The organism is Mesorhizobium sp. B3-1-8, from assembly GCF_006439495.1.
Classification (GTDB): domain Bacteria; phylum Pseudomonadota; class Alphaproteobacteria; order Rhizobiales; family Rhizobiaceae; genus Mesorhizobium.
In genome coordinates, this window is the sequence record NZ_VFTK01000006.1 from 112,269 (window position 1) to 138,960 (window position 26,692).

26 protein-coding genes are annotated in these 26,692 nt (G+C 64.2%); 14 read left to right on the forward strand and 12 right to left on the reverse strand.

What is annotated here, in order from left to right:
- The first annotated feature begins 85 nt into the window (after positions 1 to 85).
- Positions 86 to 751 carry a metalloregulator ArsR/SmtB family transcription factor gene (locus FJ424_RS07805; RefSeq protein ID WP_140656476.1) on the forward strand — a complete coding sequence of 222 codons (666 nt, stop codon included), beginning with the start codon at positions 86 to 88 and terminating at the stop codon, positions 749 to 751.
- Between the two features lie 157 nt (positions 752 to 908).
- Here the strand turns inward: FJ424_RS07805 and FJ424_RS07810 are convergent, their stop codons facing one another.
- The 3 genes from FJ424_RS07810 to efp form a co-directional block, all read right to left on the reverse strand.
- Positions 909 to 1,631, reverse strand: a complete 723-nt coding sequence (locus FJ424_RS07810) for a DUF899 family protein (RefSeq protein WP_140656473.1) — start codon at positions 1,629 to 1,631, stop codon at positions 909 to 911.
- Positions 1,632 to 1,733: 102 nt separating this feature from the next.
- Positions 1,734 to 2,117 (reverse strand): VOC family protein, encoded by a 384-nt coding sequence (locus FJ424_RS07815; RefSeq protein WP_140656470.1) that lies wholly within the window; start codon positions 2,115 to 2,117, stop codon positions 1,734 to 1,736.
- Positions 2,118 to 2,407: 290 nt separating this feature from the next.
- Entirely contained in the window at positions 2,408 to 2,977 is a 570-nt protein-coding gene (efp, locus tag FJ424_RS07820) for an elongation factor P (protein ID WP_140542739.1), read from the reverse strand.
- 129 nt (positions 2,978 to 3,106) lie between these two features.
- On the opposite strand from efp, the gene epmA reads away from it, so the two are divergent.
- A complete protein-coding gene (gene epmA / locus FJ424_RS07825; protein ID WP_140656467.1) occupies positions 3,107 to 4,147 on the forward strand; it encodes an EF-P lysine aminoacylase EpmA in 1,041 nt (346 codons plus the stop codon).
- 2 nt (positions 4,148 to 4,149) lie between these two features.
- Here the strand turns inward: epmA and FJ424_RS07830 are convergent, their stop codons facing one another.
- Positions 4,150 to 5,256 carry a glycosyltransferase family A protein gene (locus tag FJ424_RS07830; RefSeq protein WP_140656464.1) on the reverse strand — a complete coding sequence of 369 codons (1,107 nt, stop codon included), beginning with the start codon at positions 5,254 to 5,256 and terminating at the stop codon, positions 4,150 to 4,152.
- Positions 5,256 to 7,067, reverse strand: coding sequence for a glycosyltransferase (locus tag FJ424_RS07835; protein ID WP_140656460.1), 1,812 nt, complete (start codon positions 7,065 to 7,067; stop codon positions 5,256 to 5,258). The genes FJ424_RS07830 and FJ424_RS07835 overlap by 1 nt, the downstream gene beginning before the upstream one ends.
- 275 nt (positions 7,068 to 7,342) lie before the next feature.
- Here FJ424_RS07835 and FJ424_RS07840 point away from each other — a divergent pair, with 275 nt between their 5' ends.
- From FJ424_RS07840 to lpxK, 6 genes are all read left to right on the forward strand, one after another.
- Positions 7,343 to 8,686: a TldD/PmbA family protein gene (locus FJ424_RS07840; protein ID WP_140656457.1), complete on the forward strand. Its 1,344-nt coding sequence runs from the start codon at positions 7,343 to 7,345 to the stop codon at positions 8,684 to 8,686.
- The gene (locus tag FJ424_RS07845) at positions 8,673 to 9,482 is read left to right on the forward strand and encodes a 3'(2'),5'-bisphosphate nucleotidase CysQ (protein ID WP_140656454.1); all 810 of its coding nucleotides are present in this window, start codon (positions 8,673 to 8,675) and stop codon (positions 9,480 to 9,482) included. Before FJ424_RS07840 ends, FJ424_RS07845 begins: the two co-directional genes overlap by 14 nt.
- A gap of 75 nt (positions 9,483 to 9,557) precedes the next feature.
- Positions 9,558 to 9,803 (forward strand): DUF4170 domain-containing protein, encoded by a 246-nt coding sequence (locus tag FJ424_RS07850; protein ID WP_140641199.1) that lies wholly within the window; start codon positions 9,558 to 9,560, stop codon positions 9,801 to 9,803.
- Positions 9,804 to 9,808: 5 nt separating this feature from the next.
- On the forward strand, positions 9,809 to 10,588 hold the full coding sequence (locus FJ424_RS07855; protein WP_140641575.1) for a lysophospholipid acyltransferase family protein: 780 nt from the start codon (positions 9,809 to 9,811) through the stop codon (positions 10,586 to 10,588).
- On the forward strand, positions 10,585 to 11,901 hold the full coding sequence (gene waaA, locus FJ424_RS07860; RefSeq protein ID WP_140656451.1) for a lipid IV(A) 3-deoxy-D-manno-octulosonic acid transferase: 1,317 nt from the start codon (positions 10,585 to 10,587) through the stop codon (positions 11,899 to 11,901). The genes FJ424_RS07855 and waaA overlap by 4 nt, the downstream gene beginning before the upstream one ends.
- Positions 11,902 to 11,975: 74 nt before the next feature.
- On the forward strand, positions 11,976 to 13,004 hold the full coding sequence (lpxK, locus tag FJ424_RS07865; protein ID WP_140656526.1) for a tetraacyldisaccharide 4'-kinase: 1,029 nt from the start codon (positions 11,976 to 11,978) through the stop codon (positions 13,002 to 13,004).
- 70 nt (positions 13,005 to 13,074) lie between these two features.
- Here lpxK and FJ424_RS07870 read toward each other — a convergent pair whose 3' ends face one another.
- The 3 genes from FJ424_RS07870 to FJ424_RS07880 all read right to left on the reverse strand — a co-directional run bounded on the left by FJ424_RS07870 (position 13,075) and on the right by FJ424_RS07880 (position 15,262).
- A complete protein-coding gene (locus tag FJ424_RS07870; protein WP_140656448.1) occupies positions 13,075 to 14,031 on the reverse strand; it encodes a UDP-glucuronic acid decarboxylase family protein in 957 nt (318 codons plus the stop codon).
- A 99-nt stretch (positions 14,032 to 14,130) separates the two neighbouring features.
- Positions 14,131 to 14,922, reverse strand: a complete 792-nt coding sequence (locus FJ424_RS07875) for a glycosyltransferase family 92 protein (protein ID WP_246677178.1) — start codon at positions 14,920 to 14,922, stop codon at positions 14,131 to 14,133.
- 106 nt (positions 14,923 to 15,028) lie between these two features.
- Positions 15,029 to 15,262, reverse strand: coding sequence for a DUF2093 domain-containing protein (locus tag FJ424_RS07880; protein WP_040986608.1), 234 nt, complete (start codon positions 15,260 to 15,262; stop codon positions 15,029 to 15,031).
- Positions 15,263 to 15,376: 114 nt separating this feature from the next.
- Here FJ424_RS07880 and FJ424_RS07885 point away from each other — a divergent pair, with 114 nt between their 5' ends.
- Positions 15,377 to 15,979 (forward strand): hypothetical protein, encoded by a 603-nt coding sequence (locus FJ424_RS07885; RefSeq protein ID WP_140656442.1) that lies wholly within the window; start codon positions 15,377 to 15,379, stop codon positions 15,977 to 15,979.
- A 220-nt stretch (positions 15,980 to 16,199) separates the two neighbouring features.
- On the opposite strand, the gene FJ424_RS07890 is transcribed toward FJ424_RS07885, so the two are convergent.
- On the reverse strand, positions 16,200 to 17,126 hold the full coding sequence (locus FJ424_RS07890) for a LysR substrate-binding domain-containing protein (protein ID WP_140656524.1): 927 nt from the start codon (positions 17,124 to 17,126) through the stop codon (positions 16,200 to 16,202).
- 90 nt (positions 17,127 to 17,216) lie between these two features.
- Here FJ424_RS07890 and FJ424_RS07895 point away from each other — a divergent pair, with 90 nt between their 5' ends.
- Both FJ424_RS07895 and FJ424_RS07900 read left to right on the forward strand, forming a co-directional pair.
- Positions 17,217 to 18,110 (forward strand): EamA family transporter, encoded by an 894-nt coding sequence (locus FJ424_RS07895; RefSeq protein ID WP_140656439.1) that lies wholly within the window; start codon positions 17,217 to 17,219, stop codon positions 18,108 to 18,110.
- A 118-nt stretch (positions 18,111 to 18,228) separates the two neighbouring features.
- Positions 18,229 to 18,987 (forward strand): hypothetical protein, encoded by a 759-nt coding sequence (locus FJ424_RS07900; protein WP_140656437.1) that lies wholly within the window; start codon positions 18,229 to 18,231, stop codon positions 18,985 to 18,987.
- 48 nt (positions 18,988 to 19,035) lie between these two features.
- Here the strand turns inward: FJ424_RS07900 and mutL are convergent, their stop codons facing one another.
- Complete coding sequence (mutL, locus tag FJ424_RS07905; protein ID WP_140656434.1) at positions 19,036 to 20,910, reverse strand: DNA mismatch repair endonuclease MutL; 1,875 nt, start codon at positions 20,908 to 20,910, stop codon at positions 19,036 to 19,038.
- Positions 20,911 to 20,971: 61 nt separating this feature from the next.
- Entirely contained in the window at positions 20,972 to 21,934 is a 963-nt protein-coding gene (locus tag FJ424_RS07910) for a helix-turn-helix domain-containing protein (protein WP_140656432.1), read from the reverse strand.
- 108 nt (positions 21,935 to 22,042) lie between these two features.
- Between FJ424_RS07910 and FJ424_RS07915 the strand changes: the two genes are divergently transcribed.
- Positions 22,043 to 22,351: an antibiotic biosynthesis monooxygenase gene (locus FJ424_RS07915; protein ID WP_140641219.1), complete on the forward strand. Its 309-nt coding sequence runs from the start codon at positions 22,043 to 22,045 to the stop codon at positions 22,349 to 22,351.
- 52 nt (positions 22,352 to 22,403) lie between these two features.
- On the opposite strand, the gene FJ424_RS07920 is transcribed toward FJ424_RS07915, so the two are convergent.
- Complete coding sequence (locus FJ424_RS07920; protein WP_140656429.1) at positions 22,404 to 23,306, reverse strand: LysR substrate-binding domain-containing protein; 903 nt, start codon at positions 23,304 to 23,306, stop codon at positions 22,404 to 22,406.
- Between the two features lie 89 nt (positions 23,307 to 23,395).
- On the opposite strand from FJ424_RS07920, the gene FJ424_RS07925 reads away from it, so the two are divergent.
- Positions 23,396 to 24,946, forward strand: a complete 1,551-nt coding sequence (locus FJ424_RS07925; protein ID WP_140656426.1) for a trimethylamine methyltransferase family protein — start codon at positions 23,396 to 23,398, stop codon at positions 24,944 to 24,946.
- A gap of 64 nt (positions 24,947 to 25,010) precedes the next feature.
- On the forward strand, positions 25,011 to 26,660 hold the full coding sequence (locus FJ424_RS07930) for an ABC transporter substrate-binding protein (RefSeq protein WP_140656423.1): 1,650 nt from the start codon (positions 25,011 to 25,013) through the stop codon (positions 26,658 to 26,660).
- The last annotated feature ends 32 nt before the right edge of the window (positions 26,661 to 26,692 follow it).

A 26,692-nucleotide genomic window follows, 5' to 3' on the forward strand; every position in this document is an offset into this window, starting at 1 on the left:
CCGGGCAGCGTGCCCTGCTTGACAGTCCGAGCTGAAGCTGTCATTCAATAATTCTATTGAATGACGATGCGTTAGTGAAAAGGCGATGTCAATCCGCAATCCGAAACAGGCGCTATACGAGCAGTTCGCGATCGTCGCCAAGGCGCTCGGCCATCCGCTGCGCCTGGAAATGATCGAGCATCTGGCGCAGGGCGCGCGCAGCGTCGAGGCGCTGGCGGTCAAGCTGGGCCAGCCTGTCGCCAACATTTCCCAGCATCTGCAGGCGCTGCGCCGCGCCGGCATCGTCTCGGCCGAGCGCGACGGCAAGTTTGTCCGCTACGCACTCGCGGATGAAAGCGTGCTCTCCGCTTTCGCCTCGGTGCGCGGCGTCGCCGAACGGCATCTCGCCGAGGTCGACCGCATCGTGCGCGGCTATTTCGACGCGCGCGACGACATGCGGCCGGTCACGCGCAACGAGCTCCGCACGCTGATGCGCGACGGGCTGGTGACGCTGATCGACGTTCGTCCTGCCGATGAATTCGCATTCGGCCATGTGCCCGGCGCAATCAATGTGCCGTTGGGGGAAGTCAGGGCGTGGTCTGCCACCGCCGCTCCCGACCGGGAGGTCGTCGCCTATTGCCGCGGCCCGTGGTGTGTGATGTCCTTCGAGGCTGTCGCGGCGTTGCGCTCGCTCGGGTATTCCGCGCGCCGCCTCGAGGACGGCATGCCGGAATGGAGGGCTGCCGGCCTGCCGGTGGAAGTGGCGGCCTGATCGTGACCAATTGGACAGCGCGGAATGCTCGCAAGCGGATAGGCCGCTGAGCACCAATTGCAGACGCTTGGTGACAACATGGCGAATGCCTTGAGCGGGGGGCCGTGAGCCGATTAAGCATGTCTCCGCCCTTTTCCGGGCAAACCATCTCGACCGCTTAGTAGGTGATCTTCGGGTACCAGTCGGTCCCGCGGCCTTCCGGCGTCCAGTCCAGGACGTTCCACAGCATCATCAAGTCCGGCTCGGTTGTCGGGTCTTTGCCCGGATCGGCTGACTCGAAACCCAGCTCCGCACCCCAGAAGTGCCGAATGGTTCCGTCGCGCCGGGTGAAGATGTTTTCGGCGGCGGTGTCGGTCCCATCGTCCATGATCGCGTGGTAGTCCCGGCTAAAATTCCCGTTGACGTCGGCGTAGAAAGGTAGGTTCTTCCAGCCACGCTCTACCTTGAAGGCGATCTGCCGCTCGATGGCCGAAAGGCCGACGACGGCGAGGGCGATTCGCTGGCGGAGGTGGTCGGCGTTGCCGTCCAGGCAACTCAGGAGCGCGGTGCACATTGGGCAAGGGCGATGGCGCTTGGGGCCATACATCCAGTTGTAGACGAACAGAGTGTCCTTATCGCCGAAGAGCTCCTCGAAGCCGACGGGATTGGCGCCGGCCACGCTACTGGCTTCGCCAATGAACTGATAGTCGCCCTTCACCTCGCCGCCAGGCGGCAAGGCGCGACGCTGGGCGGCGACGCGCGCGATGTGGCGGTTGAGTTCGATCTCCTCGATCAACAAGGCCTCGCGCGCCTTGCGGTACTCGACGCTCTCGTTCGGCTGGCGGGCGCGGTTCTTGTGAGCGATCGCAGCAGCGGGTTGCAAGGTGGAACCGTCGGCCATGACGTGTCTCCTTTCCAATCCCTTTCAACTGGTCACCCGCCTTAGGGTTCCGCCTGGATCGCTGCTGCGCGCGATACGCAGGCTGTCGTATTAAACGGTACTTTATTGCGCTTCGTAGAGTTCCAACGGCAATCCGTCCGGGTCGCTAAAGAAGGTGAAGCGCCGATCCGTATATGGGTCGATCCGGATTGGCTCTACGGCAACGCCGGCGGCTTCCAGGCGCACAACCACGAGGTCGATGTTCCCCACAGCAAATGCCAAGTGCCGCAGTCCTGTCGCCTCTGGATAAGACGGCCGCGGCACCGGGTCAGGGAAGGAGAACAATTCCAGCTGGGCGGATCCGATCCGCAGGTCGGCCTTCCAAGACTGCCGGTCCTCCCGATAGACCTCGCGGATCAGGTCCAGGCCGAGGAGCTCGACATAGAACCGTCGCGACCGATCGTAGTCGGTGCAGATAAGCGCGACGTGGTGAATGGCGTCCAGCATCTTTCGAACTCTAGCCAAGCCGGGCTTTTGGGCCAGGTCAGGCTGCCGCGCGGGGAAGTGCCATGTCGGCTTTTCGAGCGCAACATTTGCCCGAGGTAAACGTACGGCGCCTTTCAGGATTGGCTCGCGGTCGTTGCACGGCGACATTTGAGCGCGGCTGCCCTTCACGTCGCGGCAAATGTAAATTCGCTTCGGTCAGAGCCTGACATCCAGACGGCGAACAACCGTACCATGGCCCGCTTGGTCGCGGGCGGGCCGTGGCGGTTGGTCTGCTGTGAAACTGCGGACTCTCAATCCTTGGCGCGCTCGACATAGGAGCCGTCGGCGGTCATCACCACCACGCGCGTGCCGGCGGAGATATGCGGCGGCACGGCGGTGCGCACGCCGTTGGAGAGCATTGCCGGCTTGTAGGACGAAGACGCCGTCTGGCCCTTGGTGACCGGCTCGGTGTCGACCACCTCGAAGGTGGCGCGCTGCGGCAGCACCAGCGAGATCGGCACGCCGTTGAACTGCGCGAGCTGGACGGCCATGCCTTCCTGCAGATAGGGCGCCATATCACCGACCACAGCTTCCGAGGCCACGACCTGGTCGTAGCTTTCCGGGTTCATGAAGTGAAAACCTTCGCCGTCGGAATAGAGGAAGGTGTGCTCGCGCTCCTCGACATAGGCGCGCTCGACCATTTCGGTCGTGCGGTAGCGCTCCGAGACCTTCACTCCGTCGCCGATGCGGCGCATGTCGAGCTGGGTCACCGGCGTGCCCTTGCCAGGGTGGATGTTTTCGGCAAAGAGGATGACATAGAGCTTGCCGTCCTTATCGACGACGTTGCCTTTGCGTAAGGAACTGGCGATGACCTTGACCACGGTATTCGATCCCATTCGAGTTTGTCGGCCTGCAGGCGTCGATTTCCGCGAAGCGGCGACGGCGGCCATCGCCTGCGCCCTAGCGCATCTTGCGCTGAACCGCCAGCCTGCCGAGCGATTTTCCTGCCCATGACCGCCGCCTCGCCCTGGTGGACGCCGCATATCCATGCCGACCGCCGGCCACGGCTGATGGCGCGCAATGCTATCGCCGCCGCCCTTCGCGGCTGGTTCGCGCAACGCGATTTCGTCGAGGTGACGACCTCGGCGCTGCAGGTTTCACCGGGCAACGAGGCGCACCTTGCCGCCTTTGCCACCGAGGCGATCGGGCCCGACGCGTCGCGCCGGCCGCTCTATCTCCACACCTCGCCCGAATTCGCCTGCAAGAAGCTGCTCGCCGCCGGCGAGGAACGCATCTTCAGCCTCGGCCCCGTCTGGCGCAACCGCGAGCGCGGGCCGCTGCATCACCCCGAATTCACCATGCTCGAATGGTACCGCGTCGGCGATACGGTTGAACGCCTGATGGACGATTGCGCCGACTTCCTGGCGCTCGCCGCGGAAAAAGCAGGCGCCAAAAGCTTCCGTTTCCGCGGTCGCGAGGCCGATCCCTTCGCCGAACCGGAGCGGCTGAGCGTGGCGGAGGCTTTCCTGCGCCATGCCGGCATCGACCTGCTCGCGACCGTATCGGCCGACGGCAGCACGGACCGCGGCGCCCTTCGCGAGGCACTGGTCCGCGCCGGCCTGCGCACTGCGCCCGACGACAACTGGGCCGACTTGTTCAGCCGGGTGATGGTCGAAAAAATCGAGCCGGTGCTGGGGCAGGGGCGGGCCACCATCTTGTACGGCTATCCGATTTCGGAAGCGGCGCTCGCCCGGCCGAGCGTGCAGGATCCGCGCGTTGCCGAGCGCTTCGAGCTCTATTGCTGCGGTGTCGAGCTTGCTAACGCCTTCGGCGAGCTTACCGACGCGGCCGAACAGCGCCGCCGGTTCGCCGCCGAGATGGATGAGAAAGAGCGCGTCTATGGCGAGCGCTATCCGCTGGACGAGGATTTCCTCGCCGCTCTGGCCATCATGCCGCAAGCCAGCGGCTCGGCCCTCGGCTTCGATCGGTTGGTGATGCTGGCGACGGGGGCCGCAAGGGTCGACGACGTGATCTGGGCGCCGGTGGCGTGATCTTAGCCGCCGTCGGCCCTTGAATCAGGTCGGGATTTTCTCTTACCATGCAAGGCCAGGAATTGTTTGTAACCTTTGCGCCCCATGCGGGCGCGCAAAGCCTCGCGCGTCTCGGCTTCTCCGCATGCCGCCAGGATCTCGTCGAAATGATCGGCCAAAATATCCTGAATTGCAGGGTCGTTGAAATATGCGTTCAACGGAACCCCATCCGGCACGCTGGGGGCATCCATCAGGGTCCAGAAAGCACGTCCGTGGGTCGAGACAAAATCCCGGGCACGTGAAGCCAGTTCGCGCACGATGGCGCTTCGCCGCGCGCACGAGCGCTGATGGGCGGCTTTGCTGAATGTCCTCAGGCCCGGCATGGAGGGCTGCGCGCCATGCACGTTGCTTCCGTGAATTCGGTAGGCCGAAAGCGGAAGATCTATGCAGGCCGAACCAGCCAAGGCATGCACGAACGGCATGAAATAATTGTCGGTCGCGGCATTGCCGACAACGGCCCGAGATGGCTTGCATCGGGCAAGATAATGCCGCTTGTACATGTTCGCCGTTCCAGGCGACCAGTGCCAGCCGGGTTCGTGCGGTTCTATCACCGTTGACTGTTGCCAGAGCAACTCGCGCTCTCGTCCTCCCAAGATCATGTGATCTGAATTTGAGCGATCGGGATCGAAGGGCCTGCCCACCCTGCGGTGCAGCAGCCATGCAAAACCGGAAGACAGCGGGCGCCCGGCATGGTCGGTTTCAAGAACGCCGCTCGACGTTGCCGCGATCGTCGGGCAGTCGCGATGAAGCTGGGCGTGGAAGGCCGCGAAGGTCGCGAACAGGAAATCGTCGGCGTCCACGATACAGACCAATTCCCCCACCAGGCGATCCACGACGTGAAGGAATGCGCCCATCTGGTGCAGGTTGCTGTCCAGATATTCGAACGCCAGCCTGGGTTCGGTATTCTCGAACCCCGCGATGACATCGCGGCTGTCGTCGGTCGAGGCGTTGTCGACGACGAGGCATTCGAAGTCGTCATAAGTTTGTGACAGAACGCTCGATATCGCTTGGCCGACATAGCGGCCGTAATTGTGGTTGATGATGAGGAAGCTGATTTTCGGCGCGGTCATTATCGTCTCGGCTTCCTCTTCAGGAAGGCGCGGAGATCGCGGGACAACATTTTGCGAAGGACGCGCATCGGAATTCCGCCTCCGAAACCGGCTCTGAGGATAGATCTTGCCTGTGCGCCGGAAAACCGGGCCGTGACCTCCCTGCTGAATCCTTTGGCACCGAAGACAGACCTCAATTGCGGCGCGTTGCGCTTGAATATCTCGACCGCGATCTCATTGCTGAAATAGTCGCGCAACTTATCAGGGTTTTCCCGTGTGACCCGGTCTACGACAGGCCAAAACTCTGCCCCCAGAACCCAGTCGAAACGGTCGCTTTGTTCGATCAGGAATCTTACGCTTTCATATGTGAATTGCTCCAACTTGATAGTGTAATCTCTTGTTCCGCTACGCATGCCCTCGATGCTTTCACCGGTCGCGAAATAGTTGCTCGAGTGCAGGCGATAGCCGGACAGCGGCATGTCGATCAGCGCGCTACCGGCAACGGCATGGCAGATCGTATTGAAATAGCCGTCCGCCGACGTCATCCGCGGGTTGCTGCCGTCGTCCAGGCTCAACAGACGCAGCACCGATGTACGGAACATGTTCGCGCTGCCTGGCGCCCAGAGCCAGCCTATTTGCCACCGCGGTATGGTCGCCGTGTTGGCGTCGAGGAGCCGGTATTGCGAGGGGGACACCGTCGGCAGTCTCAACACGGTCTGCTCGCCTCGAAGGCCTCGTTGCGCGTGCGGTCTGTTCAACTGGAGTTGCTGGTAGGAGCCCGTCAGGGCCTTGCCCGTCGAATCCATCTCGGCGACGTTGGCTGACGTGAAGCCGACGCTTCGTTGCAACGCCATGTGCACCTGGATGTGCGTCGAAGCGTAGTTGTCGAACAGCACATCATCCGCGTCCACGAAGGTCACGAATCCGCCATTCACCTTGTCCATTGACCACAGGGCGGCGCCGAGCTGGCCGCCGTTTTGCGCCAGCGTCTCGACCCGGAAACGCGGATCGCCCTCGACATGCCGGGCAATCACCTGCACGCTGTCGTCGGTCGAGCCGTTGTCGATGACGATGCACTCGAAATGCGGATAGTCCTGCCGGCGTATGGAATCGATTGCCGCGCCGACATAGCGGCCGTAATTCCAGTTGATGACGACGAAGCTGACGAGCGGCGGCGACAGCGCGCCGCCGGCCAGTTCGCCGATGTCGCGTCCAGCGATCGTGAATGACTTGGCCGCGACGATCCCGTTCTTGCGAATGATGATCTGCTGGTCCCGGTGCAACAGCTCGTATTCCCCGGCGACCTGGCTCAGGAAGGCTTCGATCCCTGCCTCGGGGCGCCTGGCCATCGGCAGATCTGGCCCCCACGGATGATCGTCCAGGATCATGACACCATCATTGTCGAGCAGGTCCCAGGCCAGTCGGGCATCGCTGTAAGTGGCTGTGGCGGAATGATCGCCGTCGACATAGATCACGTCGTATAGCCGGTGTTCGGCGGCAAGGCCCGGCAGGATCGTTACCGTGTGGCCCTTGCGTTTCTCGACCCGGCCGGCGAAGGGCTTGAGATTGCGGTCGAAGCGTCGTTCGACCTCGGCCATGTCCGATTCATACTTCGAGCCGACATGCTCTTCGCCGCCCTGGAAGCTGTCCACGCAGGTGATGCGGGATTTTGGCAGGAACTGCAGGAAAAACAGCGCCGAACGGCCCTCGAAGGAGCCGATTTCGAGCACCGCCGTTGCCGTGCCGGCCTTGTCGCCGAGAAGCTCCTCCCAAAGCTTCAGGTGATGGGAGGTCCAGTCATAGGTAAACTCTCCACCGACGAAATACTCCATCCTTCCCCCATTTTAGCCCGGCGCCATCAGCTCGGCGCTGACGCGCGCGGCCAACCCCCTTCATCGGAGCGTGAACGCTCTTCCCGCGATCGGAACCCCTTCCTGTCGCTTTTGGGCGATTTGGTCGCGGTATCCTGATTGCCCGCCGCCCATTGCACAAGCGGCAATGGAACAATAGATGGTGCGGGAGCCTCCATAGATGGTGCGGTGGCAGCCACGGATGGACGCGGCCGGATCCGGCTTGGCAGACTGCGTGAACAAACGGGAACAACCTTATGACCGATAAGCCCGACGCAGCGAAATTGACCGATCGCGTCGCGGCGCTCGTCGAGGCTGCCAGGCGCGCCGGCGCCGACGCGGCCGACGCGGTCGCGGTGCGCGGCCGTTCGGCCGGCGTCTCGGTCCGGCTGGGCAAGGTCGAGGGCACCGAATCGTCGGAGAGCGAGGATGTGTCGCTGCGCGTCTTCGTCGGCCAGCGTGTGGCGAGCGTCTCGGCCACCGCCGCATCCGACCCGAAGGCGCTTGCCGAGCGTGCCGTTGCCATGGCCAGGGTTTCGCCCGAGGATCCGTTCCAGGGCCTCGCCGATCCCGCGCTGCTCGCCCGCAATTTGCGCGATCTCGATCTCTTCGACCCGACCGAAGTTTCCGCCGACCAGCTCAAGGAAGCTGCCCTTGCCGCCGAAGCGGCCGCATTGGCGGTCAAGGGCGTCACCAATTCCGCGGGCAGCAGCGCCGGCGCCGGCCTGGGAGGCCTGGTTCTCGCCACTTCGCATGGCTTTGTCGGCCAATACGTCGCCTCGCGTTTCTCGCGCTCGACCAGCGTCATCGCGGGTGAGGGCACGGCGATGGAGCGCGACTACGAATTCTCCTCGCGCCAGCATTTCGCCGATCTCGACGCGCCGGAAGAGATCGGCCGCAAGGCCGGCGAACGCGCGGTGCGTCGCCTCGGCGCCCGCAAGGCGGCGACCGGCCCGGTCGACGTGGTGTTCGATCCGCGCGTCGCGCGCGGCATAGCCGGCCATCTGGCCGGCGCCATCAACGGCGCCGCGGTCGCCCGCAAGACCAGCTTCCTGCGCGACATGATGGGCAGAGCGGTGGCCTCGGCCGCCATCACCGTCACCGACGAGCCTTTGCGGCGGCGCGGCCAGGCCTCCCGCCCGTTCGATGGCGAGGGCGTCGAGGGCGACAAGCTGCTGATGGTCGAGAAGGGCGTGTTGAACCACTGGTTCCTGTCGACCTCGGCCGCGCGCGAGCTCGGTCTCGTCACCAATGGACGCGGCTCGCGCAGCGGCTCGTCGGTTTCGCCATCCTCGACCAACTTTGCCATCGAGCCAGGCGAGCGTTCGCCGCAGGATTTGATCGCGTCGTTGAAGAGCGGCTTCTATGTCACCGAGGTCTTCGGCCAGGGCGTCGACATGGTGACCGGTGAATACAGCCGCGGCGCTTCCGGCTACTGGATCGAGAACGGCGCGCTGGCCTATCCGGTGGCCGAGGTGACGATCGCCTCGAACCTGAAGACCATGTTCCTCAACATGGTGCCGGCCAACGATCTCGACCGCAATTTCGGCACGGCGGCGCCGACGCTCCTGATTGAAGGGATGACCCTTGCCGGCGCTTGACCAATTGACTTCGAATGAGGCCCGCGACGACCTCGCTCTGCTGCGCGAGGCCGCCCGCGAGGCCGGCGCCATCGCCATGCGTTATTTCGGCAACAACCCGCAGGTGTGGATGAAGGGCGGCACCTCGCCGGTGAGCGAGGCAGACCATGCTGCGGACGCCTATCTGCGCGAGACCTTGCTCCGGGCGCGTCCGGATTATGGCTGGCTGTCGGAGGAGACCGCCGACGACCATGCCAGGCTGTCGGCCCGCCGCACCTTCGTCGTCGATCCGATCGACGGCACGCGCGGCTTTCTCGACGGCCTGCATTCCTGGTGCGTCAGCGTCGCCGTGGTCGAGGACGGGCGTTCGCTGGCCGGCGTGCTCGAATGCCCGGCCAAACGCGAGACCTATTGGGCGCTGCCGGGCGAGGGCGCCTATCTGAACGACAAGCGCATCCATGTGCGTCCGCTGGGCGAAAGCGTTGATATCGGCGGACCCAAGCCGCTGGTCGACTTGATGCCGGAGGCCTGGCAAGACAGGCTGCGGCGGACCGCCTACATTCCTTCGCTTGCCTATCGGCTGGCGATGATCGCCGCAGGCAAGCTCGACGCGACCTTCGTCAAGCCGAGCGCGCATGACTGGGACATCGCCGCCGCCGATCTGATCCTCACCGAGGCCGGCGGCGCATTGCTCGACCGTACCGGCAAGCCGCCGCGCTACGCTGGCGAGGTGATCAATCACGGCGCGCTCGCCGCCGGCAGCGGCGAGCTGCTTGCCGTGCTCGCCGGCGTCATTGCCGGCATTGACCAAGGGTGAGTCGGCCCGCAGTTCCAAAATCGGCCGCTTTGGGCTAAACGTTTCACAAAACTCATGAATCTGCGAAGGGTCGGCATGGCCGTGGAAGACGGAAAGAAGCAGCTTTTGCACCTGGTTTTCGGTGGCGAGCTGAAAAAGCTGGGTGGAACCGAGTTCCGTGACCTCGACTCCCTCGACATTGTCGGCATCTATCCCGACTATCAGACCGCGCTTGGCGCCTGGAAAGCCAAGGCGCAGGCCAGTGTCGACAATGCCCATATGCGCTATTTCGTTGTTCATCTGCACCGTCTGCTCGATCCAGAATCGAAGGTCGGCGGTTGACGTCGATGGAGCATGAAGCGGTGAAAGGGGCGACCAGGCGGCGCGCCGCCAGGCGCGGCGGAACGCGCACGCTGTGGCGGCGTATCCGCGAGCCGTTGGCGCAGTCGAGTTTCGTCAAGAACTTCATCGCCAGCCTGTTCGCCTGGTTCCTGCGGCTGATTCGCCTCACCAGCCCGCTGGTCGAGGGCTCGACCCAGGTAGCTGGTGGCGCTTATGCCCATCTCGAGCCCGGCATCATCGCGCTCTGGCACGGCCAGCATCTTTTGACCCCCGCCTATTATCCCAAGGGCCGGCAGCTGGTCGCCATGGTTTCGCGCAGCGCCGACGCCGAGCTCCAGGCGCTGATGATCGAGAAATTCGGCATCGAGGCGGTGCGCGGCTCGGGCGGCCGCAACAGTTCGAGGCATCTCGACAAAGGTGGCGCCAAGGCCTTGATCGCGCTCAAGAAGTCGCTCGTCGCGGGCAAGAACGTCGCCATGATCGCCGACATCCCGAACGGCACGCCGCGCGACGCCGGGCTTGGCATCGTTCTCCTGGCAAGGCTTTCCGGCCGGCCGATCCTGCCCTCGGCCATCGCCACCAGCCGCCGCAAGGTGCTGGAGAAGAGCTGGGACAAGACCACCATCAACCTGCCTTTCGGCCGCTCCGCGGTCATCGTGGGGCCGCCTGTCTTCGTGCCCGCCGATGCCGACGACGCCGAGATGGAGCGCAAGCGCCAGGAGCTCACTGCCTCTCTCAATGTCGCGACGGCTGAGGCTTATCGCCTCGTGGACGGCGGCAAATGAGCGAGCGCTGGGCGCGTGCGGCCCTGACTGCCTATCGCTATGCGGGGGCGGCCGCCTATCCGCTGATCGGCCCCTATGTCGCCTGGCGCGCCTCGCGCGGCAAGGAGGATCGCGTCCGCCGCCGCGAACGCTATGGCGTCGCCGGCCGTCCCCGTCCGGAAGGGCCGGTGATCTGGATCCATGCCGCAAGCGTGGGCGAGACGATCGCGGTGGTGCCGCTGGTCGAGAGCATCCTCGACTATGGCGTCAACATCGTCCTGACCACCGGCACCGTGACCTCGGCCAAGGTCGCCGAAGAGCGTCTCGGCAGCCGCATCATCCACCAATATGTGCCGCTCGATCTCAAGCCGGCGGTAAGCCGCTTCCTCGATCACTGGCGGCCGGAACTGGCGATCATCGCCGAATCGGAAATCTGGCCGATGACCATCCTGGAGCTTGGCGCCCGCAACGTGCCGCAGGTTCTGGTCAATGGCAGGTTGTCCGACCGCTCCTTCATGTCCTGGAAGAAGCGCGCCGGCGTTGCCGAGGCGCTGTTCGAGAACCTTGCCCACGTCATTGCCCAGTCGGATGTCGACGGCGAGCGGTTCCGCGCGCTGGGCGCCCGGCCGGTCACCGTTTCCGGCAACCTCAAGGTCGACACCAGCCCGCCGCCGGCCGACGAGCGGGCCTTAGCCACCCTGCAGCGCCAGATCGGCGGCCGTCCGACCTGGGCTGCGATCTCGACCCACGATGGCGAGGAGGTCGTGGCCGCGGAGGTCCATGCCAGCCTGCACAAGCGCCATCACGGGCTCTTGACCATCATCGTGCCGCGTCACCCCGATCGCGCCGATGCGCTGGCCGCGCAGATTTCCGGCATGGGCCTGTCCGTGGCAAGGCGCGGCAAGGGTGACCGCATCTCCCACGATACCGACATCCTTCTCGGCGACACGATCGGCGAAATGGGCCTTTATCTAAGGCTGACGGAGATCGCTTTCGTCGGCCGCTCGCTGACTTCGCAAGGCGGCCAGAACCCGCTCGAGCCGGCGATGCTCGAAACCGCAGTGCTGGCCGGCCGTAACGTGCAGAATTTCCGCGAGGCCTATCAGCGTCTGCTCGACAGCGGCGGCGCCAAGCTGGTGCGCGACCGCGACATGCTGACCGGAGCCGTCAATTTCCTTTTGAGCAACGAAGCGGCGCGCCACGAAATGATGGCGGCCGGTGCTGCCACCGTCGACGAGATGCGCGGCGCGCTTGCCCGCACGCTGAAATCGCTGGAGCCCTATATCCAGCCGCTGGTTGTCAAGGCGCGCCTGAAAGGCGCAAACGGGCGCTAGATCATGATGCCAAAAATCGGGACCGGTTTTTGGAAAAGTCCATGCGCGAAGCCGAGACGCATGGGGCAAGCGCGATGACCAGCGAAGCGCCACCCTTCTGGTGGGAAAAGCCGGACTGGCGCGTGCTTGCGCTGTCGCCCGCATCGGCGATCTATGGGCTGGTCGCCGGCCGCCGCATGCGCCACGCCCCGCGCGAGAAGGTCGCAGCGCCGGTGCTGTGCGTCGGCAACCTGACCGTCGGCGGCAGCGGCAAGACGCCGGTCGCCATTGCCTTGGCCAGGCAGGCCAGGCGCATGCAACTCACGCCAGGCTTCCTGTCGCGCGGCCACGGCGGGTCTTTCGCCAGGCCGCATGTCGTCGACGCGCATCATGACGCCGCCAAGCATGTCGGCGACGAGCCGCTGCTTCTGGCCGAACATGCGCCCGTCGCGGTGACGGCGAACCGCGCCGCCGGCGCGAAGCTGCTCATCGAGGAACATGGCTGCGACTTCCTGATCATGGATGACGGCTTCCAGTCGGCGCGAATCCACATCGACTATGCGTTGGTCGTGGTCGACGCCCGCTTCGGCATCGGCAACGGCCGCGTCATCCCGGGCGGGCCGCTCCGCGCCAGGGTCGTCGACCAACTGGTCTTCACCAGCGGCCTGCTGAAGATGGGCGAGGGGGCCGCCGCCGACGGCGTCGTGCGCCAGGCGGCGCGCGCCGGCCGGCCGATCTTCCTGGCGCAGGTCGAGCCAGCCAACCCGTCGCGCTTCGCCGGCGGCCGCTTCCTGGCCTTCGCCGGCATCGGCCATCCGGAGAAATTCTTCGATACGGTGCGCGGCGCGGGCGGCGAAGTCGCACTGTCGCGAGCCTTCCCGGACCATCATTTCTACGCCCAGGACGAGCTAGGCGACCTCCTGATGCTTGCCCGGCAGGAGGGGCTGCGCCTCGTCACCACGGCAAAGGACGCCGCGCGGCTGCGCCATGGCGAGACGCCCTCCGGTTTCCTCGATCAACTGGACGTGCTCGATATCGAGGCCGTGTTCGAGCTCGATCATGTGCCCGAACGCATCGTAGACGAGACGCTCGACGCCTGGCGCCTGCGCAAGATGCGGGGCTGAGCTTTGAGCGTGGTGCCGAAAAGCGTCAAGCGGTCTTCAGGTCCAGCGCCGGCTTGCCCGGTGCCCGCCGTCAATTGCCGTCGATCAGCCGGCGGAAGTAGCGAACCGTCTCGCCGAGCCCATCTTCGAGAGCGACGCGAGGAGACCAGTCCAGCGTCGCTCGCGCCAGGCCTATGTCGGGTTGGCGCTGGCGGGGATCGTCCTGCGGGAGGGGCTTGAACTCGATTTTGGACTTGCCGCCGACGATACCCAATACAAGTTCGGCCAGTTCCAGGATCGTGACTTCCGTCGGGTTCCCAACGTTGAGGGGGCCCACGAAATCGTTGGGCGCAGCCATCATCCGAGCCATCGCGTCCACGAGGTCGTCGACATAGCAGAAGCTGCGCGTGTGGCTTCCGTCGCCGTAGATGGTTATGGGGTCGTTCCGCAGGGCCTGGACGATGAAATTGCTGACCACCCGTCCATCCGACAGGTGCATGCGCGGTCCGTATGTGTTGAAGATGCGCACCACCTTGATCGGCAATTTCGACTGGCGCCAGTAGTCGAAGAACAGCGCTTCGGCACATCTCTTGCCTTCGTCGTAACAGCTGCGCGGCCCGATCGGATTGACGTGGCCCCAATAGGCCTCGGTCTGAGGATGGACTTGCGGATCGCCATAGACCTCGGATGTCGATGCCTGAAGAATCCTGGCTCCGGAAGCGCATGCGAGATCGAGCATGTTGATCGCTCCATAGACGCAGGTCCTGGTCGTCTCGATCGGAATGCGCTGATAGTGAACGGGCGAGGCCGGGCAGGCGAGATTGAAGATCTCATCCGTTTCGACTTTGAGAGGGACGGTAACGTCGTGCCTGAGAAACTCGAAATTTGGATTGCCCAGAAGGTGACGGATGTTTTCCTCCGAGCCGGTCGAAAAATTGTCGGCACATATTACCTGGCGTTCCCGTGCGAGCAGCAGGTCGCATAGATGCGAGCCGATAAAGCCGGCCCCACCCGTCACAAGAACCTTCACGATAACCCCCGTACCCATCGCCCTTTGCTGTCTAATAGCCTCAGAAATGCGAAAGTGTCAGCACTGAAATGACGGCCTGAGACCGTCGATGGGAGGGGGAAGAGGAGGTGGCTACGGCTATCCTGGGCGCCGCATCGCCCTCAGGATCGCCTCGTCGCGCTCGACATTGAGCTTGCTCTCGAAGTCGAAATGCCAATCCCTGTCGCGCAGCGCGGAAGTCGAGGCGTCGCCGCGCCGGATTTTCTGGTCAAGGTCGGCGAGCGAGCGCGACCAATAGTGATTGATCCTCAGGATATCGAGCTGGGGAGGCACGCCGGGCGCGATGGTCCGTCGATGGGTGTCCATCCCTTCACCGGACAGGAATTTCGACTGATGGACGCCCGGCTTGTAGACCATGCGGGGATTGAGGATTGTCTTGACCGTCGTGATGTCCGGCCCGGCTCGCATCGTGTATGCCTCGACCACCCGCCGTTCCGGTCGCTCGACATGGCCGGAGGAGCCATAGAACGCTTGCCAGACGCAAACGCCTGGCAGGTCGCGATAGTCCCTCAGAACCGAGGGCACGTCACGTCCGTCGGGCGCGAAAAGAAACTCATCGATGTCGAAGAATCCGATCCACAACGCTTCACGCCAGTGCCTGCGGATGCAGTCCCTATAAGCCGACAGTTGCCCCACCGGCCGCGGCCAGTCGACCAGCGTAACCAGCCCCTCCTGGATGAACGGGTTCAACACGGCTTTGAAGTCGTCGATCGAGAAGTTGTTGTAGAGATAGAAATGCTCAAATCCCACATTCTGGTGGAACCTGATCCATTCGGCCAGGAACGGCGCTTCCTCACGGAAGATGGCGCAGGCCGTCAGCTTGAATCGGGGCGCCCTCGACACCGCCCGATCGCGCAATCTCGCACGCATGACAAGCGGCATGCGAACAAGGGTCTTGAGAGATTTCCTGAAGTTTTTCAATGCAGTGCCCTAAGCGGTCGAGGTCGATGGCCGCGGTGCCATGGGCTCGCATGGCCTATCCCCGCTTGCGCAATTCCGGGTGCATCTCGATCTCGCGGGCAAGCGAGACCGCCGCGTTCACATAGGGCTCCTGCCGGGCAACGCTCCAATATTTGAGCTCGTCGAGGGGAATGTTCTCGCCCGTCACCGCGCAGCGCACGAAAGAGCCGGGACTGGTGACCTGGAAGTCGCCGTCGAGATAACGGATCCGGGCTTCCCTGCCGCCCGGGCCTTCGAAACGGTTCATCATGAAAAGACGCTTGAGTTCATCGGGTTTCAATCGCCACAAATCGCAAGCAACGTCAAGCTTGACGCAATGCTCATCCAGTATGGCTGAGCGGCAAAATGGTTTCCGGAATCCGGCATGGACATCGCCTCGACCCGCCTGAAGACGCTGATCAATGAGGCGCTCACGCCGCAGGCGGTGCCGTCGCCCAAGGCCGATCCGGCGACGACGGCTTTGATCAAGGCGCTGATCCAGCCACCGGCCCCCACGACGGGGCAGGCGGCGCAAATCGCGGCCCAGTCGCTGCAAAGCGCGCAGCCGCGCCAGGCCGCTCAGGCATCGCAACGCCTGTCGTCCTCCGAGGTCGAGGACGCCTACCGGGCCGTCATGGAGCCCGATGCCGCCGTCGACGATACGCCGGCAAGACCCTCGACCGGCCGGGCGGCGACGGATACCGATCAGGCCCCACGCGGCTTCGTCCCGCCACCGGCAGCGGTTACCGACAATACGTCCAGGCCCACGGTTGCGCCGGCATTATCCACGTTTTCGCCGGCCATCGCTTCCGCTTCAGCGCTGGTCGCGGCCAATGCCAACGCGCCTCAGCCGCGCGGTGCCTCCGTCCGCCCGGCTGGACACGCCCCGCGATCGGAAGCCGCGCCGATATCCCTTTGGACGATCTCGGTTGTCACGGCCATCGTCTCTGCGGTGACGGCAACGATCATGGTGCTGCTGCTTCGCTAACCAGGAAAAGTGTGAGCGGTTAGGTCCGGCGACTTCGCCGTAGCCTTTCCGTCCGGAATTGCGTCAAAAAATAAGGAGATGGAGCGGTTCGCCGTTTCCGTGAAACGGTGAAACGCTCCAATGCATGTCGCCCGGAAGTGCGCAGCGGTTCTGGGACAACGACATGCATCAAAACAAAGACTTAAGCGCGTCGCCTGAATCCGTTTCAGCGCGACGCGCTTTAGCCGTCGTCCTGAAGGAAAGCTTCGAGCTTTTCCGGAGCAAGCCCTGCCTGTTCGGCGATGCGCCTGGCAAGGTCCGCCGCCGCCGCGCGCGGCCGGCCGACCGGGCGGTCCATCCAATAAGACACCGGATTGAGCGCGACGCGCTCATCGACGGCGACGATACGGCCGGACCCGATCTGGTCCGCCGTGAGCGGCGGTCGCGCCAGCGCGATACCCAGCCCGTGCGCCGCCGCGTCGAGCACCAGATTATAGTCTTCGAAACGCCGGTCCTGCGGGCGCGGGCGATAATCCACGTCCTGCGCCGCGAACCAGGCGCGCCAAGCGGAAGCGTCGGAATCGTTGATCAGCGGGAATTTCAGCAGCCGGGCTGGGTCGCCTCGTCCGATCTCCTTCGCCAGCTCGGGCGAGGCGATCGGGAAAACATGCTCCTCGAACAGTTGCACCGAGACGCGGCCCGGGATGCGGCCGCGCCCGCAGCGCACCGAAAGGTCGATGCCTTCGTCGGCGAGGTCGGCCTGGCGGTTGTCGACGTCGAGCACGATGCGCAGCTTGGTCGGATGGTTCTCCAATGCGGCCATGCGCGGCATCAGCCATAGCCCGCTCACCGACGGGATCGAAGCCAGCCGCACCACGGCGGTGCCGCGCGGCTCGACCCAGCGGTCGGAGTTGACCGAGATCAGCGCGAAGGCCTCGGTGGTCCGCAAATGCAGGCGGTTACCCTCGATCGTCAGCGTCACGCCGCGCGCGTTGCGCTCGAACACCTTCAAGCCAAGCCAGTCCTCCAGCTTGGCGATCTGGCGGCTCACCGCGCCATGGGTGAGGTTGAGCTTTTCAGCCGCCGCGGAAAAACTCCCCATACGCGCCGCCGCATCGAAGGCGCGCAAGGTTTCGAGCGGCAGTATCTGGTCGGAGCTGTGATCCATATTCACAGCTGACCCTCGAATTGGTCGTTTGTCAATTGCCCGGCAATGGCGTTTTCTGCGTCCATGGCGAGGAAAGACGAGGTTACGGCAATGAGCGCTTACACCGGCACGTTGAATGAGACACAGCGCATGGACACCGCCGCCGCGGTCGCGGTGACGTTGACGGTCATCGGCTGGGCCTCGGCTTTCCCGGCAATCCGCGCCGGCCTTGCCGCCTTCCAGCCGCTGGAGTTAGGGGCGCTGCGCTTTGCCATCGCGGCGGTTCCGGCCGCCATTTTCCTCGCGGTGAAGCGCCCGGCGCTGCCCAGGATCGACGAATTGTGGCGCTTCGGCTTCGGCGGCGCCATCTTCGTCGCGCTCTACACCGCCATGCTCAATTTCGGCGAGCTGACCGTCTCGGCGGGCGCGGCCGGCTTCATCATCAATGTCAGCCCGATCTTCACCGCCATCATGGCGATGGCGCTGCTTGGCGAGCGCTTCTCGGGGCTTGCCTGGCTGGGCACCGTCATTTCCTTCGCCGGCATCGGCATCATCGCGGTCGCCGACGGGCACGGCCTGCATTTCAACGCCGGCGCGCTGCTGGTGCTGGGCTCAGCACTTTGTTCCGCCGTCAACACCATCGTGCAAAAGCCGCTCTTTGCCCGCCATCATCCGCTGACGATCTCCGCCTCCAATATGGTGCTCGGCGCGCTCTGCCTGTCGCCGTTCCTGCCGGAAGCGTTTTCGCAGGCGGCGGTCGCCGACACCGCCGGTCTCGGCGCCGTCATCTATCTCGGCATCGTGCCCTCGTTGATCGCCTATGCCGCCTGGGCGACCGCGCTCTCGCGCCTGCCTGCCGCACGTGCGTCTAACTTTCTCTACCTCGTCTCGCCGACCTCCGCCTTGATCGGCTTCTTCTGGCTGGGCGAAGTGCCGTCGCTGCTAGGCATCCTCGGCGGCGCGCTGGCGCTGGGCGGCGTGATCGTGGTGAATTTGAAGCGGTAGATCAGAGAGTTGTGATCGTTTCCCGACTCGATTGATGATTTGCGATCCGTCACCGATGCCCTCTGTGATGTAGGCACAGGGCGAGCTATCCTGATCCGACTTGATGAGGGGGATCGGGATGGGAAGAGGCTTCATTGCCACGGTTTTCTGCCTGCTGATGCTAAGCGGGAAAGCCTTCGCGGGCTGGTACCAGGTGGAAAACTACGAAGGCTCCATCGGGCCGAACCCGGTCCATTTCTCCGTGCAGCGCTATGCCAGCTTCGGCAGCGGCATCACCGTCGAAGGAAGCTACTTCTACGACGCCAGGCAAAGTCCCGTTGCAATCTACGGCAAGGCGGACGGCCAAAGGCTCACGCTGTGCGAAATCGCGGACGACAAGGAATTCGAGCGCGTGTTGGTGATGGGGTCGAAGACACCCGTCGACACCACGGGATGTCCTTTCTCTCTCGAGATCAGCGACAGCGGCGTTGCGGGAAGCTGGAGCAAAGGCGTGGACAAATTTCCCGTTACGCTCAGGAAGGTCGCGAGTCTTGACAATACAGGCGACCTGAAGATCGACGGCATCGTTGAAATTCCCTTTTGGGCTGAGACGACCCGCGACAGATTTGCGGGGATCTACACGAAGTCCGACGCCGGCATCTGCATGACGAAAATGCTGGTGATCGATAAGAAGAAAAGGAAGGCCGTTCAGGAGATCGGCTTCGACGATGAGGACTGCAACGCCGGTATGTCGACGACGCCCATTTACATGAACGTGCAAAAATGGGTGGAGGGCGGCAAAGTCGTCATTTCAGTGGATTTTGGAGGCGGCAAATTCGCAAGCGCGAACGACTATGTCCTCAACCTCAAGACAAGAAAATACCATCGGAAGAAATGATGCTCAGGCACATCTCACCAACCTTGGCAATGCGCAACAGCCAAGAGATCACCGCCGCCCGAACAGCCTTTCTATGTCGGCGAGCTTGAGCTCGATATAGGTCGGGCGGCCATGGTTGCAGGTGCCGGACCCGGGCGTCGCCTCCATCTGGCGCAGCAGCGCATTCATCTCCTCGGCCTTGAGCAGCCGGCCCGAGCGCACCGAGCCGTGGCAGGCCATGGTCGCGGCGATCTTGTCCAGCCGTTCCTTCAGCGTCTCGACGGTGTCGTTGTCGGCGATCTCGTCGGCAAGGTCGCGCACCAGCTGCTGCACATTGGTCTCGCCCAGCATCGACGGCGTCTCGCGCACCGCCACCGCGCCGGGGCCGAAGCGCTCGAGGCCGAGGCCGAATTTGGCGAGCGTGTCGGAATGCATCGCCAGCCGCTCGGCATCTTCTTCCGGCAGGTCGACGATCTCGGGCAAAAGCAACATCTGCGACGGCACCGCGCGCGCATGCAGCGCATTCTTCAGCGCCTCGTAGACCAGCCGCTCATGTGCGGCATGCTGGTCGACGATGACGAGCGAATCCCGCGTCTGGGCGACGATGTAGTTCTCATGCACCTGCGCGCGCGCCGCGCCTAATATCATGCCAAGCAGCGCTTCGGCCGGCTCAGCGACGCCGGCCCGAGCGTCGGCACTGGCGAGCGGGCCGGTGTCGAAGGCGGCCTGCTCGTTTTCGGCAAAGCCGTTGGACCGCGGCCTTGGTTCACCGTAGCCCATGTCGAGTGGCCGCTGCGCCGAGCGCAACGGATCGAAGCCTCCGGAGCCGGAAGCGTGATAAGCGGCCTCGTAGCTGCGATGGCCGTTGGCCGGGCCGGCATGCGAGTAGGGCGCCGCCCCCGGCCGGAATGCCGCCATCATGCCGGCGGCCCCCGTGGTCGCCGCGCGGATGCCGGCGCCGGCCAGCGCCTCGCGGATGGCTCCGACGATCAGCCCGCGCACCAGTCCGGGATCGCGGAACCGCACATCGGCCTTGGCCGGATGCACGTTGACGTCCACGGTCGATGGATCAAGCGACAGGAACAGCACGGTCACCGCATGCCGGTCGCGCGGCAGAACGTCGGCGAAGGCACCGCGGATCGCGCCGGCGATCAGCTTGTCGCGCACCGGCCGTCCGTTGACATAGGCATATTGCTGCAGCGCGTTCGCCCGCGTGTAGGACGGGATCGAGACGTGGCCGGCGAGGTGGACACCCTCCCGCGCGGCATCGATGGCAATGGCATTGTCTGGAAAATCCTTGCCCATCACCTGCGCGACGCGGGCAAGGCGGCCTTCCGGCGTGTCGTCCGTAGCCGGCAGTTCCAGCGTCGAGCGGTCGGGACCGGCAAGCGTGAAGCGCACGGCCGGGAAAGCGATCGCGATGCGCTTCACCACGTCGCCGGTGGCCGAGCTTTCGGCGCGCTCGCCCTTCATGAATTTGAGCCTGGCCGGCGTGGCGAAGAAGAGGTCGCGCACTTCGACCGTGGTGCCGCGATTGGCCGCCGCCGGCTTCACCGGTAAGACGCGCCCGCCGTCGATGCCGATCTCGGCCGCGCTGTCGCCGCTTGCCGTGCGCGATCGGATCGACAGCCGCGCGACGGAACCGATCGAGGGCAGCGCCTCGCCGCGGAAGCCGAGCGAGCGGATGTCGTGGATGTCGTCGGAGAGCTTCGAGGTGCAGTGCCGCGCGATCGCCAGCGCCAGCTCCTTTTCGGGAATGCCCGAGCCGTCATCGGTGACGCGGATGAGGTTCAGACCGCCGCCCGCCGTGACGACCTCGACGCGCGAGGCGCCGGCATCGAGGGCATTCTCGACCAGCTCCTTCACCACGCTCGCCGGACGCTCGATGACCTCGCCGGCAGCGATCTGGTTGATCATCGTTTCGGAAAGCTGGCGGATGGGCATGCGGTCATTATAGGCGGATTCGCGGCCGGTGGGGGAGGGACAGAATGACGGCGGCGGTGGATCAGCTGGCGGCGCGGATCTCGCGCACCCCCTTGCGCAGCCGTCGCCGCAACAAGTTGCGCAACGTCACCCCATCGCCGTAGCCGACCTTGGCCGCGATCTCCTCTACGCTGTCCGATGTGGTTTTCAAGAGATGCACCGCCTGTTCGACACGCAGGTCCTGGAAGAAGGACAGCGGCGTCTTGCCCAGCACATCGTTGACGCGCCGTGACAGTGTGCGCTTGCTGGCGCCGAGCGCCGCGGCCGCCTCATCGAGGTTGAAACCGTCGGCAAGCCGTCCACGCGCCCAGCGTTCGAAGCGCTCGACCAGCGGATTCGAATGGGCAAGGTGATCTGAAATTGCGTAGGCAGATTGGAGCGGCCGGCTGTCGACGATCAGATATTTCGCGGTCAGCGCAGCGAGTTCCGGACTTGCCTGCCGGATCACCAGCAAAGCGAGATCGATATGGCCGAGCGCTGCGCCCGCGGTGACGAATTGGCCGTCATTGACCAGCATGCGCGAAGCGTCGAGCCGTATTCCGGGATAACGCTGCCTGAACATCGGCGCCAACCACCATGTCGTCGTCGATGGCCGTCCGTCGAGCAGGCCGCTTTCGGCGAGAACGAAGGTGCCGATGCACGCCGCGCCGATGCGTGTGCCGTCGCCGGAACGAGCCTGCAGCGCTTTGACCGCCGCGCCGACATCGCTCCGCTTCAGGGCAGCGCCCAGTGGCTCGGGCATTTTCTGGCCGAGCGCAGGGATCAAAAGCCAGTCGGGGGCTGGTTCGCTGCCAATCGGTACGGCTGGCACTTGCATTCCGTGTGCGGTGCGCACGCTGTCGCTAACCCCCACGATGGTGGTGACGAAGCGGTTGGGCGGCGCCGGCAGCATGGCGGCGAGTTCGTTGGCCGTGCCGAAGACGTCCAGAACGCAGGCCAGCCCGGTGTCGAATGCGCCGTCGAGAACAAGTACGGAAATGTTCATGGCAAGAATGATATCAAAGAAGTCATTTCTGCCAATACTGTTTTCGCTTCAGTGCTGCGACCCTGCTCCGCGACGGTCGATCTGGCCGTGCACCGAAGGAGAGAAGAAATGATCAAGCTTGCACTGTTCGCCCGTTTCGAAGCCAAGCCCGGCAAGGAAAAGGACGTCGCCGCCTTCCTGCAGGCCGGGCTGCAGCTTGCCAACCGGGAGGCCGGGACGCCGATCTGGTTTGCCCTGCAGCTTTCGCCAAGCGTCTTCGGCGTTTTCGACGCCTTTCACGACGAAGCCGGGCGGGAGGCGCATCTCACCGGCGAGATCGCCAAGGCCTTGATGGCCAATGCCGAGACCCTGTTTGCCGGACCGCCGACCATCGACAGGATCGATGTGCTCGGGTTGAAGAACGACGGCTCGGTGTGAGCCTGTCGGCCGCACCGTGAACTGGCTATGCGCCGGCTTGCGGTGCGCAGTTTCACGCCTGCGCCACCAGCCAGTCCCTGACCCTGCGCGCATTGTCGCTGAGGTCGCGGTTCTTCGGCCAGATGACATGGAAGCCGATGCCGGTCCGCATCACATGGTCCGTCACCGGCACCAGCAGCCCGGACGCAACCAGCCGCTCGACCAGATGCCGCCATCCGAGCGAGATGCCTTGCCCCTCCATCACCGCCTGGATCACCAGGGCATAATCGTTGATGCGCAAGCCGCGCTCTGCGTTGCGCAGGCTGGTTCCGGCCGAAGCAAACCATTCGTCCCAGTTCGGCGCCTCGCGATAGGGCTCCTCGAGATGGATCAGCCGGTGCGTGGCCAGTTCCTCGACCGTCTTCGGCTTGCCGAATTTGGCGAGATAGCTCGGTCCCGCGACCGGGAAGATCTCCTCGTCGGAGAGCGACAGCGAGTGATAGTCCGGCCAGTCGCGCGGCACGCCGCCGCGCACCCCGAGCGGAATGCCCTCGGCGATGATGTCGAGATCGCGGTCGGCGGTCTGGATGCGCAGGTCGACGCCCGGCAGTTCGTCGCGGAACTGCTGCAGGCGCGGCATCATCCAGAACGAGCCGAAGGCTGTCGAGGCGGCAAGCGTCACGTGCCCGCCCGTCGCCTGCAGGCGCAGGTCCTCCGCCGATTTGCGGATATGCGACAGGCCGAGCGAAACGTCGGCATGGAAGCGCTCGCCGGCCTCCGTCAGAATCACCTGGCGGTGGCGCCGTTGGAAGAGCTTGGCGCCGAGCTGCTCCTCCAGGCCGCGCACGGCATAGGAGACGGCCGCCTGGGTCATGCCGAGTTCGCGTCCGGCGGCGGTGAAGCTCGACAGCCGGCCCGCGGCTTCGAAGACGATGAGGCTGCCGGCTGAGGGCAGGAGGTGGCGCAGGCTTCGCATAAGGTGAGCTTATACAGAAGATCAGGATTTTCCAGCGTCACAGCCATATTTTGCCTCGCTAACGTGAGTGGCGGGAAGAAGGAGGCTCCATGAACGCACCGGCCGTTGAATTGACCGAACAGACCCACCGCCGCGGCGGTGGCCGTCTTGGCCGCAAGGCGCTGAGAAGCGCGCCGATCGCGTCCTTCCCGACCCTTGTCCGCAAGATCCCCGCTTATGAGATCGTGCCTGACGAGGCGGTGGAGCTGATCCACGAGGAATCGCTCAAGATCCTCGAGGAGGTGGGGTGCGAATTCCGCGACGACGGGGCGATCGAGCTCTGGAAAGCGGCCGGCGCGGACGTGCGGGAGACGCGTGTCCGCATCGACCGCGCTTTGCTGATGGAACTCGTCTCGAAGGTTCCGGCGGAGTTCACGCTCAACGCGCGCAACCCCGAGCGCACCGTGCGCGTCGGCGGCAAGAACTCGATCTTCGTGCCGATGTATGGCGCGCCCTATATCCGCGACCTCGACAACAAGCGCCGCTACGGCACGCTCGCCGACCTCAACAATTTCCACAAGATGGCCTACATGGCGCCGGCGCTGCATTCGTCGAGCTCGGTCATCTGCGAGCCGATGGAAATCGCCGTGCCGAAGCGGCATCTGCACATCATCCACTCGGCCCTGAAACATTCCGACAAGCCGTTCATGGGCATCGTGACGTCGAAGGAACGCGCCGAGGACACGATGGCGATGGCTGGCATCGTCTTCGGCGAGGACTTCGTGCGCGACAACCCTGTGCTGGTGGCGATCACCAACTGCAATTCGCCGCTGGTGTGGGATGCCACCATGATCGACGCCATGCGGGTCTATGCCAGCCACAATCAGCCGCTGATCCTGGCGCCCTTCGCGCTGTGCGGCGCGTCGACCTCGGCCTCCGCCGTCGGCGCGGTGGCGCAAGTCAACGCCGAGGCGCTTGCCGGCGTGGCCCTGACCCAGCTCATCCGCCCGGGCTCGCCGCAGATCTACGGCCAATTCATGGTCACGGTCGACATGAAGACCGGCGCTCCGATGGGCGGCACGCCGGAGGCGGCCCAGATGATGTATCTGATGGGCGCGCTGGCCAGGAAATACAAATTGCCCTGGCGCACCTCCGGCTTCCATGTCGGCTCCAAGCTCAACGACGCGCAGGCCGGCTATGAGGCGAACATGCTGATGCATGCCGCGATCCTCTCCGGCGCCAATTACATCTGGCATTCCGCCGGCTGGCTGGAAGCGGGCCTCACCTGCGGCTATTCGAAATTCGCCACCGACTGCGAGCAGCTCGTCGGCTGGTACAAATATGCCGGCGGCGTGCCTTTCGACGATTTCAAGGAGGCGATGGCGGCGATCCGCGAGGTCGGTCCGCAAGGACATTTCCTCGGCACGCAGCACACGCTCGAGCATTTCGAGAGCGCCTTCTTCATGCCGAACATCATGGACTTCAACTCCTTCGAGCAATGGAACGCCGAAGGCGCGAAGGACCATGACACGCGCGGTCGCGAAAAGGCGCGCGCCATGCTCGCCGACTACCAGGAACCGAAGCTCGACGAGGGCATCGCCGAGGGTCTCGCGGATTTGATCGCGCGGCGTGAGGAAAAGCTGCCGGACAGCGTTAGTTGATGGATAGCAGCGTTAGTTGAAACCAACCGGGCGAAGACCTGAAGAAATCAATGGGAGAACGAGAATGACACTTTTCAGAAGCAATGGTGACAGGGTCCCGGCCGCTATCGAAGCGATGGCAGAGGAGGCGCGGGCGGGTCGTGTCGACCGGCGCGAATTCCTGGCTCTGGCGAGCGCCTTCGGCGCGTCGACGGCTTTCGCCTATGGCATGCTCGGCCTTGCCGCGCCGACCAAGGCACTCGCCGATGAGCCCAAGAAGGGCGGAACGCTGCATGTCGCGATGTCGGTCAAGGCGCAGAAGGACCCGCGCACCTATGACTGGACGGAGATGGCGAACATCACCCGCACGTGGCTGGAGCCGCTGGTACGCTACACGCACCAGTTCACCTTCGAGCCGGTGCTGCTGGAAAGCTGGGACGTCAATGACGACGCCACCGAATACACGCTGCATCTGCGCAAGGGCGTGACCTGGAACAATGGCGATGCCTTCAACGCCGACGACGTGGTCGCCAATCTGAACCGCTGGTGCGAGAAGGGGGCGTCCGGCAATTCCATGGCCGCCCGTGTCGGCGCGCTGATCGACGCCAAGACCGGCAAGGCCAAGGATGGCGCGATCACCAAGGTCGACGACCACACGGTCAAGCTGAAGCTCAACGAAGCCGATATCGCCATCATCCCGGGCCTCACCGACTATCCGGCCCTGGTCGTCCACCGCGACTTCGACAAGGATGGCGCCGATCCGATCAAGAAGCCGATCGGCACCGGAGCCTTCGAGCTGGTGTCTTATTCGGTGGGGTCGAAGGCGGTCGTCAAGCGCCGCGAGAACGGCAAGTGGTGGGGCGGCGAAGCACCGCTCGACGGGGTCGAGTTCATCGACTACGGCACTGACTTCAACGCTACGCTGAATGCCTTCGATTCCGGCGAGATCGATCTCGATTTCGAGACGCCGGCCGACTTCATCGACCCGCTCGACAAGATGGATCTGGTGAAATCGGAGGTGGCGACGGCAACCACGCTCGTTGCCCGCACCAACGTCACGCACAAGCCCTATGACGACAAGCGGGTGCGCAACGCGCTGCAAATGGCGGTCGACAACAACCAGGTGATGCAGCTCGGCTACAATGGGCGCGGCACGGTCGGCGAGAACCACCACGTCAGCCCGATCCATCCCGAATACTATCCGCTGCCCAAGAAGGAGCGCGACGCCGCTGGCGCCAAGAAGCTGATGGCCGACGCTGGCCAGGCCGACTTCGAGCATGAGCTGATCACGGTCGAGGACGAATGGCAGAAGAATACCGGCGACGCGATCGCCGGCCAGTTGCGCGACGCCGGCATCAAGGTGAAGCGCACGGTGCTGCCGGGCTCGACCTTCTGGAACGACTGGACGAAATATCCCTATTCCATGACCATCTGGTACATGCGCCCGCTGGGCGTCCAGGTTCTGGCGCTCGGCTACCGCACCGGCGAGGCCTGGAACGAAACGGCTTATTCCAACCCGGATTTCGACGCCAAGCTCAAGGAGGCGCTGTCGCTCATCGACGTCGCCAAGCGCAAGGAAGTGATGAAGGATGTCGAGACGATCCTGCAGGACTCCGGCGTCATCGTCCAGCCCTTCTGGCAGAAGCTCTACTGCCATATGAACAAGAAGGTGAAGAACTACTCGATGCACCAGACCTATGAAATGGACTTCCAGAACGTCTGGCTGGATGCCTGAGAAGGACAGCGCAAGGACTTCATGAGCCGCAA